At 53.8% G+C, this 14,144-nt stretch carries 13 protein-coding genes; 8 read left to right on the plus strand and 5 right to left on the minus strand.

Annotated features, from left to right (window positions below; all coding sequences use genetic code 11):
• Positions 1–14: 14 nt before the first annotated feature.
• Positions 15–668, minus strand: coding sequence for a TVP38/TMEM64 family protein (locus D6029_RS04070; protein ID WP_120063537.1), 654 nt, complete (start codon positions 666–668; stop codon positions 15–17).
• An 18-nt stretch (positions 669–686) separates the two neighbouring features.
• The gene (gene xthA / locus D6029_RS04075; protein ID WP_120063538.1) at positions 687–1,493 is read right to left on the minus strand and encodes an exodeoxyribonuclease III; all 807 of its coding nucleotides are present in this window, start codon (positions 1,491–1,493) and stop codon (positions 687–689) included.
• Positions 1,494–1,951: 458 nt separating this feature from the next.
• Between xthA and astC the strand changes: the two genes are divergently transcribed.
• From astC to spy, 6 genes are all read left to right on the plus strand, one after another.
• The gene (gene astC, locus D6029_RS04080) at positions 1,952–3,172 is read left to right on the plus strand and encodes a succinylornithine/acetylornithine transaminase (protein ID WP_120063539.1); all 1,221 of its coding nucleotides are present in this window, start codon (positions 1,952–1,954) and stop codon (positions 3,170–3,172) included.
• Positions 3,169–4,203 (plus strand): arginine N-succinyltransferase, encoded by a 1,035-nt coding sequence (gene astA, locus D6029_RS04085; RefSeq protein ID WP_120063540.1) that lies wholly within the window; start codon positions 3,169–3,171, stop codon positions 4,201–4,203. The genes astC and astA overlap by 4 nt, the downstream gene beginning before the upstream one ends.
• Complete coding sequence (gene astD / locus D6029_RS04090; protein ID WP_120063541.1) at positions 4,200–5,672, plus strand: succinylglutamate-semialdehyde dehydrogenase; 1,473 nt, start codon at positions 4,200–4,202, stop codon at positions 5,670–5,672. Before astA ends, astD begins: the two co-directional genes overlap by 4 nt.
• Before the next feature lie 2 nt (positions 5,673–5,674).
• The gene (gene astB / locus D6029_RS04095) at positions 5,675–7,003 is read left to right on the plus strand and encodes an N-succinylarginine dihydrolase (protein WP_120063542.1); all 1,329 of its coding nucleotides are present in this window, start codon (positions 5,675–5,677) and stop codon (positions 7,001–7,003) included.
• Between the two features lie 34 nt (positions 7,004–7,037).
• On the plus strand, positions 7,038–8,003 hold the full coding sequence (gene astE / locus D6029_RS04100; RefSeq protein ID WP_120063543.1) for a succinylglutamate desuccinylase: 966 nt from the start codon (positions 7,038–7,040) through the stop codon (positions 8,001–8,003).
• A gap of 447 nt (positions 8,004–8,450) precedes the next feature.
• Complete coding sequence (gene spy, locus D6029_RS04105) at positions 8,451–8,939, plus strand: ATP-independent periplasmic protein-refolding chaperone Spy (protein WP_120063544.1); 489 nt, start codon at positions 8,451–8,453, stop codon at positions 8,937–8,939.
• Between the two features lie 264 nt (positions 8,940–9,203).
• Here spy and hutG read toward each other — a convergent pair whose 3' ends face one another.
• Both hutG and hutI read right to left on the minus strand, forming a co-directional pair.
• A complete protein-coding gene (gene hutG / locus D6029_RS04110) occupies positions 9,204–10,001 on the minus strand; it encodes an N-formylglutamate deformylase (RefSeq protein WP_120063545.1) in 798 nt (265 codons plus the stop codon).
• Positions 9,985–11,214, minus strand: coding sequence for an imidazolonepropionase (hutI, locus tag D6029_RS04115; protein WP_120063546.1), 1,230 nt, complete (start codon positions 11,212–11,214; stop codon positions 9,985–9,987). Before hutI ends, hutG begins: the two co-directional genes overlap by 17 nt.
• 174 nt (positions 11,215–11,388) lie before the next feature.
• On the opposite strand from hutI, the gene D6029_RS04120 reads away from it, so the two are divergent.
• Positions 11,389–12,753 (plus strand): formimidoylglutamate deiminase, encoded by a 1,365-nt coding sequence (locus D6029_RS04120; protein ID WP_120063547.1) that lies wholly within the window; start codon positions 11,389–11,391, stop codon positions 12,751–12,753.
• A complete protein-coding gene (ves, locus tag D6029_RS04125) occupies positions 12,753–13,298 on the plus strand; it encodes an environmental stress-induced protein Ves (protein WP_120063548.1) in 546 nt (181 codons plus the stop codon). Before D6029_RS04120 ends, ves begins: the two co-directional genes overlap by 1 nt.
• Here ves and hutC read toward each other — a convergent pair whose 3' ends face one another.
• On the minus strand, positions 13,299–14,045 hold the full coding sequence (hutC, locus tag D6029_RS04130; protein ID WP_120063549.1) for a histidine utilization repressor: 747 nt from the start codon (positions 14,043–14,045) through the stop codon (positions 13,299–13,301).
• Positions 14,046–14,144: the final 99 nt, after the last annotated feature.

Genomic DNA, 14,144 nt, shown 5'->3' on the forward strand with positions numbered 1-14,144 from the left:
GCAAGAAAGACTCCTTAAAAAAAACGGGCGACAAGCCGACGCGAAACCAGCGGCAACAACCCCAGCAAAATAAACATCAGCATCATACCTGGCGAAAGAATATCGCCCAGTGACCGAAGCTGGCTCAGTTCGCGCCCGGCGTTAAGATAAACCACAATCGCCGGGAGCATCCCGACAAGGCTAACGGCAAAGTAACGCCAGGTGTTGACCGAAGTCAGACCCATTAGCAAATTGATCAAAAAGAACGGGAACACGGGCGTCAGGCGCAAAGCAAAAAGATAGTACAAACCTTCGCGTTCCATGCCGCGATTGATGGCCGACATCGGCGTGGCAAAGCGTTTTTGTACCCAGTTACGCAGCAGGTAGCGGCTGATTAACATGGCAAAAGTTGCGCCGCTGGTCGCCGCCAGCGCCACCAGAACGGTGCCCTGAATCAAGCCAAATTGCGAGCCAGCCAGCAGCGTTAACAGCGTGGCGCCGGGAATCGAAAGGGTAGTGACCAGCACATAAATGGCGAAGAACAACACCGCCGTTTGTAGCGGATGTTGCTGATGCCAGGCGGAGAATTGCGCTTGATAGTGTTGCAGCGCCGCCAGGCTTCCCGGCGGCAAATAGACGATTAGCAGAACGAAAACCACAACCAGCGTGGCGAACAGTAACTTACGCATCGGATGTGGTGTTTACCTTTAAAGCTTAAATTCTGCCCAAACCGGCGCATGGTCAGAAGGCTTTTCCATGCTACGAATCTCGTAATCAATGCCGGTTGCGACACAGCGTTCAGCCAGTGGTTGGCTTGCCAGCAGCAAATCGATACGCAGGCCACGGTTGTCATCAAAGCCTTTCGAGCGGTAATCAAACCATGAGAATTTGTCTTGCGCTTCCGGGTTAGCGTGGCGGAAAGTATCGACCAGGCCCCAGCTAATCAGGCGGTCCATCCACTCACGTTCTTCCGGCAGGAACGAACACTTGCCGGTGCGCAACCAACGCTTGCGGTTATCTTCACCAATGCCGATGTCCAAATCCGTTGGGCTGATATTCACATCACCCATAATCAGCACCGGATTGTCTTTCTTAAGTTCAGTGTCCAGAAAGTTTTGCAGATCCTGGTAGAACTTCATTTTGGCCGGGAATTTGGTCGGATGGTCGCGGCTTTCGCCCTGCGGGAAGTAACCGTTAATCACCGTAAGGTTGCCTAATGGCGAAGGAATTTCCGCCATAATAAGGCGGCGCTGCGCTTCTTCATCGTCGCCGGGGAAACCACGACGCACCGAAATCGGCGTCTCTTTTGTTAATAACGCCACACCGTAATGGCCTTTCTGGCCATGATAAAAGACGTTGTAGCCCAGTTTCGCCACATCTTCGAGCGGGAACATATCATCGTGGACTTTCGTTTCCTGCAAACCGATAACGTCGGGCTGATGCTGTTCAACAATAGCTTGAAGTTGGTGCGGACGGGCGCGCAGGCCGTTGATATTAAAAGAGACGAATTTCATAAGTCGCTGCCGTGGTTACTTAACAATGTTGCAGGATGTTAGCAGAAAAAGCGCGGAAGTGCTGCGGCCGGTTTGTCGGATGGCTCTAACGCTTATCCAACCAACGCTTCCCACGTTTAACCCTATACAAAATCTGCACCAAAACACGCCGTACCGCCCCGTTTTGGTGCGTAAACACTGCGCAAATCCCATCATCGATCACAAATCCAGTATTAAATTTTACCACTGCATAATATTTCTTGTTTTCGTGCGGCGATCCATACGCCACCGTAAAACTATGCACTATTTATTCACAATAAGTGAATAGCGTAGATTTGTAACTCATTGAATTTCCTTTCTTAACCCTCCGCTATTCATTTATATCGCTGGCTGGCACGAACCCTGCAATCTACATTTACAGCGCAAACACTCAATTATTTAACATATGAGTAACTTTTAATTTACCCGGAGAGGTTTCTATGTCGCAGTCTATTACCCGCCAAAATTTCGACGAATGGATGATGCCCGTTTATGCCCCAGCTTCTTTTATTCCGGTGCGCGGTGAAGGGTCGACATTGTGGGACCAGCAGGGCAAAGACTATATCGACTTTGCCGGTGGGATTGCGGTGAACGCCCTCGGGCACGCCAACCCGGAATTGCGCCAGGCACTGGAAGAGCAGGCGGGCAAATTCTGGCATACCGGCAACGGCTACACTAACGAGCCGATTTTGCGTCTGGCAAAACAGCTGATTGATGCCACCTTTGCCGACAAAGTGTTTTTCTGCAACTCAGGTGCGGAAGCTAACGAAGCTGCGCTAAAACTGGCGCGTAAATACGCTCACGATAACTTTGGCCCAGAGAAAAGCGGCATCGTTGCCTTCAAGAATGCGTTTCATGGCCGCACGTTATTTACCGTTTCGGCGGGCGGGCAACCGGCTTACTCGCAAGATTTCGCACCGCTGCCACCGCAAATCAGCCACGCCATTTATAACGATCTGCAATCTGCCAGCGAACTGATTAACGAAAATACCTGCGCGGTAATTGTTGAGCCAATGCAAGGCGAAGGCGGCGTGGTGCCAGCTGACCCAACCTTCCTGCAAGGTTTGCGCGAACTGTGCGACCGCCATAATGCGGTGCTGATTTTCGACGAAGTGCAAACCGGCGTGGGTCGTACAGGCGAGTTGTACGCCTACATGCATTACGGCATCACGCCGGACGTGCTTTCCACCGCTAAAGCGTTGGGCGGCGGCTTCCCGATTGGCGCGATGCTGACCACCGATAAATTCTCCAAAGTGATGGTCGTCGGCACCCACGGCACCACTTACGGCGGCAATCCATTAGCGGGCGCGGTTGCCGGGCGCGTAATGGAAATTATTAATACCCCGGAAGTGCTTAACGGCGTGAAACAGCGTCACCAATGGTTCGTCGAGCGCCTTAACAACATTAACCAGAAGCACCAACTGTTCAGCGAAGTGCGCGGTTTAGGGCTGTTAATTGGCTGTGTTTTACAGCCGCAATACGGCGGAAAAGCTAAACTTATCTTACAGGCCGCCGCTCAGGAAGGCTTGATGATGCTTATCGCCGGGGCCAATGTGGTTCGTTTCGCCCCTGCGTTAATCGTCAGCGAAGCGGAAGTGCAAAAAGGGATGGATCGTTTTGAGCGCGCCTGTGAACGCTTCTTAGCGGGAGAGCAATCATGATGATTATCCGTCCGGTTGAGCGCGGGGATTTATCCGGGCTGCTGGCGATGGCGGGTAAAACGGGCGGCGGGCTAACCTCGCTGCCTGCGGATGAAAAAACGCTGTCGGCTCGTATCGAACGCTCCATTCAAACCTGGCAGGGCGACCTGCCCGAAGGCGAACAGGGCTATGTTTTTGTGCTCGAAGATACGTCCATCGAGCGCATTGTCGGCATTTGCGCCATCGAAGTGGCGGTCGGCTTAAACGATCCCTGGTACAACTATCACGTTGGCACGCACGTTCATGCTTCTAAAGAGCTGAATATTTACAACGCGTTACCGACGCTATTCCTCAGCCACGATCACACCGGCAGCAGCGAACTTTGCACGCTTTTCCTCGATGCCGACTGGCGTAAAGAGGGCAACGGTTATCTGCTTTCCAAATCGCGCTTTCTATTTATGGCGGCGTTTCGCGAGCGCTTTAACGAAAAAGTCGTCGCTGAAATGCGCGGCGTGATTGACGAACACGGCCATTCGCCATTCTGGGAAAGCCTCGGCAATCGCTTCTTCTCGATGGAATTTAGCCGCGCCGATTACCTGTGCGGCACCGGGCAAAAAGCGTTTATCGCCGAACTGATGCCGAAGCACCCGATTTATACCGATTTCCTGTCGGAAGAAGCGAAGGCGGTGATCGGCAAAGTCCATCCGCAAACTGCGCCAGCGCGGGCGGTGCTTGAGGCGGAAGGTTTCCGCTATCGCAATTACGTCGATATTTTCGACGGCGGCCCGACGCTGGAATGCGACATTGACCGCGTGCGCGCGATTCGCAAAAGCCGCCTGGTGGAAGTGGCGATTGGCCAACCGGCAACCGAAGAGCTGCCGATGTGCCTGGTCGCCAATGAAAAATATAACGATTTCCGCGCCATGCTGGTGAAGGCGAATCCAAAAGGTGACAGGCTGATTATTGATGCCGTTACCGCCGACGCCCTGAAATGCAGCACTGGCGATAAAGTACGACTGGTGCGTTTGTGCCCCGAGGAGAAAAAAGTATGACCCAGTGGATTAATGGACAATGGCTTTACGGCCTGGGCGAAACGCTGCAAAAGCACAATCCGGTGAATGGCGATTTGCTGTGGGCAGGCGCTGCCGCCGATGCGCAGCAGGTCGAACAGGCGTGTTTTGCGGCACGTGCCGCATTTCCGGCGTGGGCGAAACGCCCGTTTGCTGAGCGCCAGGCGATCGTTGAAAAATTTGCCGCTTTGCTTGAAGCCAATAAAGAAGCGCTGACCGCGACCATTTCCCAGGAAACCGGCAAACCGCGCTGGGAAGCGACGACGGAAATCACCGCGATGATCAATAAAATCGCCATCTCGATTAAGGCGTACCACACGCGTACTGGCGAAACCCACACTGAAATGCCAGACGGCGCGGCAACACTACGTCACCGTCCGCACGGCGTATTAGCGGTCTTTGGCCCGTATAACTTCCCCGGACATTTGCCGAATGGGCATATCGTTCCGGGTTTGTTGGCGGGCAACACGCTGGTGTTTAAACCCAGCGAACTGACGCCGCTGATTGGCGAGCAGGTGATGAAACTCTGGCAGCAGGCGGGCATTCCCGATGGCGTGCTGAACCTGGTTCAGGGCGGCCGTGAAAGCGGTCAGGCGCTGGCGCAACAGCCGTCGCTCGATGGTTTGCTGTTCACTGGCAGCGCGGGTACGGGCTATCAACTTCACCGCCAGTTTGCCGGGCAACCAGAAAAAATCCTTGCGCTGGAAATGGGCGGCAATAACCCGCTGATCGTCGAAGATCCGCAGGATATCGACGGTGCCGTGCATCTGGTGATCCAGTCAGCGTTTGTCACCGCCGGGCAGCGTTGCACTTGCGCCCGCCGTTTGTTGGTCAAAAAAGGCGCGCAGGGCGATGCGTTTTTACAACGCCTGGTGGAAGTGGCGGGGCGCATTCGCCCGGATGCATGGGATGCACAACCGCAGCCGTTTATTGGCGGGCTGATTTCAGCGCAGGCCGCAGAACGCGTGCTGACCGGCTTCCAGGAACATATCGCTCGTGGCGGTAAAGCGCTGCTTGAGCCAAAACTGCTCAAAGCGGGAACGTCGTTATTAACGCCGGGGATCGTTGAACTCAGCGGCGTGGCAAATGTGCCGGACGAAGAAGTGTTCGGGCCGTTGCTGACCGTTTATCGCTACAGCGATTTTGATGAAGCCATCGCCATGGCAAACGACACGCGCTATGGCCTGGCAAGCGGGCTGATTTCCCCGCATCGCGAGCAGTTCGACCAGTTGTTACTCGAAGCGCGTGCCGGGATTGTTAACTGGAATAAGCCGTTAACGGGCGCATCGAGTGCGGCTCCGTTCGGCGGTGTGGGAGCTTCCGGCAACCATCGCGCCAGTGCGTGGTATGCGGCAGATTATTGCGCGTGGCCGATGGCGACGCTGGAAAGTCCGTCATTCCCACTGCCTGCAACCCTGAGTCCAGGGCTTGATTTCAGCCGAGAGGAATAATCATGAAAGCGCGTGAAGTCAATTTTGATGGACTGGTGGGCCTGACCCACCATTACGCCGGGCTTTCTTTCGGCAATGAAGCGTCAACTAAACACCAGTTCCGCGTCTCGAATCCTAAGCTTGCCGCCAAACAAGGCTTGCTGAAGATGAAAGCACTGGCGGATGCGGGTTTTGCGCAGGGCGTGATCCCGCCGCAAGAACGGCCGAATGTTCCTTTATTGCGCCAGCTTGGGTTTAGTGGCAGCGACGAGCAGGTTGTTGAGCGCGCGGCAAAACAAGCACCACAACTGCTTTCGGCGGTCAGTTCGGCTTCATCTATGTGGGTGGCGAATGCGGCGACGGTTTGCCCTTCGGCGGACAGCCTTGACGGCAAAACTCACTTCACGGTGGCGAATCTTAACAACAAATTCCACCGGGCCAGTGAAGCGCCAACCACCGAAAACTTACTGCGCGCTATTTTCCGCGACCAGCAGGTTTTCTCGGTACATGGCGCATTGCCGCAGGTGGCGATGTTTGGTGATGAAGGCGCGGCAAACCATAACCGCCTCGGCGGTGCTTATGGCGAGCCATCCACACAACTGTTTATTTACGGGCGCGAAGAGGCGAAAGCGGGGCTGGTTCCGGCGCGTTATCCCGCTCGCCAGACATTAGAAGCCAGCCAGGCCGTGGCGCGACTTAACCAGGTCAACCCGGATTTGCTGGTGTTTGCGCAGCAAAACCCGACGGTTATCGACCAGGGCGTTTTCCATAATGACGTGATTGCGGTGTCCAACCGCCAGGTGCTGTTCTGCCACGAGCAGGCGTTTCTCCATCAACATGATCTTTATGCGCAACTGCGTGAAAAAGTTTCTGGTTTTACTGCCATTGAAGTGCCTGCGGATAAAGTGAGCGTCGCGGATGCCGTCGGAACCTATTTGTTTAACAGCCAGTTACTGAGCCGTGAAGATGGTAGTATGACGCTGGTCTTGCCCGAAGAGTCACGCCAGCACGCGGGAGTCTGGCGCTATCTCAATGAAGTTTTGGCGGCGGATAACCCAATCAGCGATTTGCAGGTGTACGACCTGCGAGAAAGTATGGCGAACGGCGGCGGCCCGGCGTGTTTACGCTTGCGCGTGGTGCTCAACGAAGCAGAACAAAAAGCGGTAAACCCGGCAGTGATGATGAACGATAAGTTGTTCATCACGCTCAATAATTGGGTGGATCGTTGGTATCGCGACCAGTTAACTCAGGCTGATTTAGCCGACCCACAACTGTTGCGCGAAGGGCGCGAGGCGCTCGATGAACTAACGCATATACTAGACTTAGGTTCTGTTTATCCGTTTCAACGCTAAGAGCCTGCTTCGGCAGGCTGTATCTGGAGGCTCAATGTTGGATTTTTTGGCGCAAACCCTGGCGGGTAAAGTGCCAACGCAGACCGCAGGGAAAAATCGTCATCTTCGCTGGCAGTGGTGGGACGAGGGGATTTTGACGCTCACGCCCCCGCAAACTGTTGAAAAGACGCTGGTGTTGTCGGCTGGCGTCCACGGTAACGAAACCGCACCGGTAGAAATTCTGGCGCAGCTGGTGGATAGCCTGCTGGCCGGAGAGTTTAAGTTAGAGTGGCGAGTGCTGGTGATTCTCGGCAATCCGGCGGCATTGCGTAGCAATCAACGTTACCAGCATAGCGACATGAACCGCATGTTTAGCGGCGGCTGGCAGCAATTCCCGGAAAGCATTGAAACTCAGCGTGCCTGTCGTCTGGAGCACGCGCTGGATTTGTTCCTCGCAGAAAGCGAAGAGACGGTTTGCTGGCATCTCGATATGCACACCGCGATTCGGAGTTCGTACCATCCGCGCTTTGGCGTTTTACCTTCACGCCCGACGCCCTACGATGAGAGTTTCCTCTCGTGGCTCGGTTGCGCGGGCTTACAGGCGCTGGTGTTCCATCAATCGCCAGGCGGCACTTTTACCCATTTCAGCAGTGAACATTTCAATGCGTTGAGTTGCACGCTGGAATTAGGCAAAGCGCAGCCCTTTGGCGAGAACGATCTCAGCCAGTTTGAACAAACTAAGCAGGCGTTGCAGGCTTTACTGAGCGGCGAAACTGCGCCGCAAGCGCAAGGTGAACCGCTGCGTTACAAAGTCGCGCAACAAATCACGCGCCTTAGCGATGATTTTGTGTTGCATATGTCGGCTCAAACGCAGAACTTCACCGCCTTCCCGAAAGACACATTATTAGCGGAAGACGGGGATACGCGTTATGTGGTGAAAGAAGACGTCGAATATGTGTTATTCCCGAATCCTAATGTCGCGACAGGTTTGCGTGCGGGATTAATGCTGCGAGAAATATAATATCCGCTGGCCTCAGAAGTTGAGGCCAATAAATAATCACCATGCAAACAACAATATACAGATAAATCTTAATCAGCGGCTTTATCCCGTCGGCGTCTTACTATATACTCTCTACATAATTCCTTTAAAATCATCGCGTTGTTATATCTTGTTGCAATTATCCTACGCTTTATCCTTATTCTCTTCATAATTGCTGCAAATTTGTTTTTTCCCCTTTCAATGCTTTACCGATGCGCACTATTCCTTGACGCTTAACCCCGTACACTTAATTTCGTCAACGCGGCAAACCCTGTCGTAATTATAAAATTATTGCCCTAGAGATTTTCTGTTATAGCAAGGCGGCGAGCAGAAGAGGCCTGGGAGCTTAGTGAACTAAGTGACCAGACGATGATGTGAAGCCAACGATGCTAGAGCAGAAAAGATGACGGGCAAAAGAGGAAATACAACATGCGTAAACTAACTGCTCTATTTGTTGCTTCAACTCTGGCTCTGGGCGCGGCGAACCTGGCTCATGCAGCTGACACCACCACGACCACAGCGGCAAAAACCGACGCGCCGATGATGCACCATAAAGGCATGCGCGGCGGCCATCACGATATGATGTTTAAAGATTTGAATTTGACGGATGCGCAGAAACAGCAAGTGCGCGACATCATGAAAGAGCAGCGCGGTAAAATGGAGCGCCCATCAGTAGAAGAACGCCGTGCGGCCCATAACATTATCGCCAGCGACAGCTTCGATAAAGCCAAAGCCCAGGCGCAAGTGGATAAAATGGCCGAGCAGAACAAAGCTCGCATGATGGCTCATATGGAAACGCAGAATAAGATCTACAACATTCTGACGCCTGAGCAGAAAAAACAATTTAATGCCAATTTTGAGAAGCGTCTGACAGAACGTCCTCAGCATGAAGGTAAAATGCCTGCTGATCAGGAATAACTGATCGACTGACTTAAGACCGCCGGTCCTGTCCACAAAGCGTTATCGTTGTGGACAGGACCGGCGGTTTTCTTTTTACCCGTCATACTTCGAGCTGCAGGTGTGTTGGCTGCACTCACAAACCCCAGTCACTTACTTTAGTAAGCTCCTGGGGATTTGCTCCCTTGCCGCCTTCCTGCAACTCGAATTATTTAGGGTAAAATGTTGTTGATATTCGGGTTTTGTAGGGGGGATAAGCCGCAGGCGTCATCCACCAGTTTTCGCTCAGGCTATCTGCTGCGCACTGCTCAACATTGCGCGGATAAGCTGCTCCAGCAAGGGTTGTAACTGCGGGGCGTGCTTTTCCCGCCATGCAAACGGCGGTTGCTCATCCATATAATTACATTGAGCTAACTCTAGTTGTACCGCGTGAACCCCTTGCGACGGTTGCCCATAAGCGCGAGTGATATACCCGCCTTTAAAGCGCCCGTTTGCCACCCAGCTAAATTGCTTTTGCGACGCCGCACACGCCACCAGATGTTCCTCAATCAGCTCGTCACAGCTTTTACCGCCGTTGGTGCCGAAGTTAAGATCCGGCAGTTTCCCTTCAAACAAACGTGGAATATGGCTGGCGATAGAATGCGCATCGAACAGCAGCGCGTAACCGTGTTCGGCTTTCAATCTTTCTAGTTCGCTCTGCAATTGCTGGTGGTAGGGCTGCCAGATATTATCCAGCGCCGCTTTGCGCTGCTCTGCGTTCGGTTCTTTGCCCGGGGTAAACAACGGAGTGCCATCAAATAACGTATCGGGATACAGCCCCGTGGTGGCAGTGGTATAGAGCGGTTTGTCGTCGGCGGGGCGATTTAAATCAATCACCATCCGCGAATAGTTCCCGACGATCACGCTTGCGCCGAGCGCGTTAGCAAAATCGTAAAGTTTTGGGATATGCCAGTCGGTATCTGGCAATGGGCGGGCCGCATCGCTCAGGGCCGACTCCACTTCCGGCGTAAGCGCGGTGCCTGCGTGGGGAATGCTGATCAGAAGCGGCAGTTTTCCACGGTTGAAATTAAAAGGTGCTGTCACGTTTCTCTCCCTGATAAATCACGGTGCAGGGCAATTGCCCCCCTAACCAATAGACCAGTTCCGCAGGGCGCGCCACGGGCCAGTGCACAAAGTTGGCAACTTTCCCGCATTCAAGGCTGCCGTGGCTTTCACGAATGCCCAGCGCTTGTGCGGCGTTGAGCGTGACGCCAGCCAGCGCTTCTTCAGGCGTCAGCCCAAACAACGTACACGCCATATTCAACATTAAGCGCAACGACAACGCAGGCGAGGTGCCAGGGTTAGCATCGCTGGCAACCGCCATTGCCACGCCATATTTGCGGAAAGCAGCAACCGGCGGCTGTTGCTTTTCGCGCAGCAGATAAAAGGCTCCGGGCAGCAACACGGCTACGGTATCGGCAGCAGCCATCGCTTGTGCGTCGGCATCCGTAGCGTATTCAAGATGATCGGCAGATAACGCCTGGTAACGCGCCGCCAGGCTGCTGCCACCAAGGGCAGAAAGCTGTTCGGCATGGAGTTTTACCGGTAATCCTAAATCGCGGGCGGCGGCAAAAACCTTTTCGGTTTGCGCCGGGCTAAACGCCAGATGTTCGCAAAACGCGTCCACGGCATCGGCGAGCTTTTCTTGCACCACTCGCGGCAGCAACTGCTCGCAAACCACTTCAACCCATTTATCGCCATCGCCGCTAAATTCTGGCGGAATAGCATGAGCCGCCAGGCAGGTAGAATAAACCTCAACCGGAAGCGTTTCGCCAAGCTGGCGAATCACGCGCAGCATTTTGATTTCGTTGTCGATATCCAGGCCGTAACCCGATTTAATTTCAACCGTGGTGACACCTTCTTTCAGCAGGTGATTTAAACGCTGGCGGGCGGAGTTCAGCAGTTCGTTTTCGTCGGCTTCGCGGGTGTGGCGAACGGTGGAAATAATCCCGCCGCCTTGTGCAGCAATGTCCGCGTAGCTCACGCCGTTTAAGCGCATTTCAAATTCGGCACTGCGATCGCCGCCAAAAACCAGATGCGTATGACAGTCGATAAAACCCGGCGTGACAATCCCGCCGTCAAAATGGTGGTGTTCCGTGGCGTTGATGTCGGGAAGTTCATCGCGCCCCCCAAGCCAGACGATTTTCCCCTGATGCACTGCGATAACGCCATCTTCAATCAGGTGGTAAAGACCGTCCTTCATGGTGACAAGGGTTGCGCCACTCCACAGGCTGTCGCAGGCGCGAGGATAAGTCATGACATTCTCCACATCAGGTTGTATAGACAATTGACTACAAGCTAGCGCAGCGTAGTTTATTCAGCAAGCCATCTGGCTGGAAGTTTGACGCGTATAGACAAGTTTAAAATTTGGTTTGCGTAAATTCGTTTTAGTCGCTAAATCATTGGCATCGCAAAAGAAGGAATCAAAATTATGCCAGCATTTTTTGCACCGGTTGTGATGCTCCCGCAGGGCTGGGGACACAATGTGCGCATTACCGTCAATGAACAAGGGACAATCACTCATGTTGAGGCTGGCGCCACCGGCGAGGATGCCACGCTGCTGCCTGGCGTTGTGATTCCTTCCATCTCGAATTTGCACTCTCACGCCTTCCAGCGGGTGATGGCGGGGCTGACGGAAGTGGCGGGTAACCCGCAAGACAGCTTCTGGACGTGGCGCGACATGATGTACCGCATGGTGCAAAAGCTATCGCCTGAACAAGTCGGTGCCATTGCGACCCGTTTGTATATCGACATGCTCAAGGGCGGCTACACCCAGGTCGCAGAATTTCACTATTTACATCATGACGTTAACGGAAAACCGTATGCGTCCGGTGATTTGATGCTACAGCAATTGGTGATGGCTGCCGATAACAGCGGAATAGGGCAAACGCTGTTGCCCGTGCTCTATAGCCATGCGGGATTTGGCGCGCAACCACCTGACGCCGGGCAAAAAAGATTTATTCAGGATGTCGACCGTTACTTGCGCCAGCAACACGCGCTGGCAACGGCGCTGAGGCGTTATCCGTTGATTAATCACGGCTTGTGTTTCCACTCGTTAAGAGCGGTGACGCAGGAGCAAATGGAAGATGTGCTGGAGGCGAGTGATTACCGCTTGCCGGTGCATATTCATATTGCTGAGCAGGAAAAAGAAGTCGATGACTGTGTGGCCTGGAGCGGTGAACGCCCGGTGGAATGGTTGTATAACCGCTTTGCAGTGGATGACCGCTGGTGCCTGGTTCACGCCACGCATTTGTCGCCGGAAGAGTTAACCCAAATTGTCGAAAGCCGCACCGTGGCGGGGCTGTGCCCGACTACCGAGGCGAATCTCGGCGACGGTATTTTCCCAGCCACCAATTTCATCGCGCAGGGCGGGCACTGGGGAATTGGCTCCGACAGCCATGTGTCGGTGAATGCGCTGGAAGAGTTACGCTGGCTGGAATACGCTCAGCGCCTGCGCGACAAACGCCGCAACCGCATTGTGCTGCCGGAACTTCCGCAGGTTGGCGAGGTGTTATGGCGCCAGGCGGCAGTGGGCGGTGCGCAAGCCTGTGGCGTCAACATGGGCATGATAGCGCCGGGGCAACGTGCCGACTGGCTGGTGCTCGAACGTGATTCATGGCTTGCGCATATTGAAGATTACGCGTTGCTCAACCGCTGGATATTTGGCGGCAACCGCGAACAAATTAGAGACGTGTGGGTGGCTGGAAAGCAGGTGATATCTGACAGGCAGCACCCGCTCGATGAACAAAGCAATACACAGTTTGCGCAGGTGATGCGTACCCTTCAGGAGTGGTGATGGAATTTTTTGATATACGGAAAGTGCCTGTCAGCTTGTGGCGTAACGGGGCCGGAGAAACCCGAGAAATTTGCTGCTTTCCGCCTGCAACACGTGATTTTAACTGGCGTGCCAGTATCGCTTCAATCGCCAGTAGCGGCGAATTTTCGGCCTTCCCGCAGGTTGACCGCGTCATCACGTTACTCGAAGGGGGCGAAGTGGTGCTGGATGCGGGAAAGGCGTTTCGTCATACCTTAAAGCACTTTCAGCCGTTTGCTTTTGCCGGTGATTACACGGTGAAAGCGGAGCTGAAACAGGGGATGTCGATGGATTTTAATATCATGACGCACCGTGACCGTTGCCGAGCCAAAGTGCGCGTTGCTGACCGCACATTCACCACCTTCGCACCGCGTGGCGGCATTATTTACGTGCTCAGCGGCGAATGGCAACTCGGCGACAAACTGCTGAAGCCGGAGCAGGGCGCATGGTGGCAAGAGGGTCGCCACACTTTGCGCCTGCTGAAAACAGAAGGGAAACTGCTGTTTAGCGAAATTACCTACTTGTAATTACTTTCCAGTAAAACTGCCCACTAACTGATAACGCGAGCCTGGATACAACAGCCGGGCTACCGTCACCACCTGCGAATGGTGCCAGGTGCGGCGTTGAATCAACAAACAAGGCTGACTGGCAGTCACTTCCAGTAAACCTTGTTGCGTTTCATCAGCCAGCACCGCTTCCACAACATGTTCACCAGAGGTTAACGGCGCGACTTTGCTCAGATAATGGTGCGGCGTGAACAAGCGAAAATCCTGCTGTAAATAGTCTGCGGCGAGCGCGGGATTCACGTAGCGCGTTTCCAGTTGCACCGCCATATCGTTATCGTAATGAACCAGTTGTGAGTAAAACAGCGGTTCGCCAACATTCACCGAAAAGGCATGCGCCAGTTTTTCATCGGCGTTGATTTGGGTGAGCGCCACAACCTGATTGCGGTAATGATGGCCGCGCGCGGTAATTTCTTCGGCAATGCTCCCAACTTCCAGCATCGCGGTATGGCCTTTTTGCTCCGCAACAAATGTTCCCACGCCCTGCATCCGCACCAGCCAGCCTTCGCCTGTCAATTCGCGCAGCGCACGGTTAATCGTCATTCTGCTGACATTCAACTCATTCACCAGCTCAGTTTCTGAAGGGATGCGCTGGTGGGCGAGCCAGTTGCCGCTGCGGATTTGGCTGATAATTCCCTGCTTAACCCGTAAATAAATCGGCGCGGGCAAATCGCTGATTGCGGCGCGTAGCTGAGCCAGTGTGTCAGACATAAGCTTGTTCCTTCATGGTTTCATTTTGCGCACAAAGCGCGATCCCGCTCACTGTTCAATAAAAATTACCTATGACGTACTGGCGGTCATTTGGGTTTA

Origin of the sequence: Buttiauxella izardii (assembly GCF_003601925.1) — a bacterium.
Classification (GTDB): Bacteria; Pseudomonadota; Gammaproteobacteria; order Enterobacterales; family Enterobacteriaceae; genus Buttiauxella; species Buttiauxella izardii.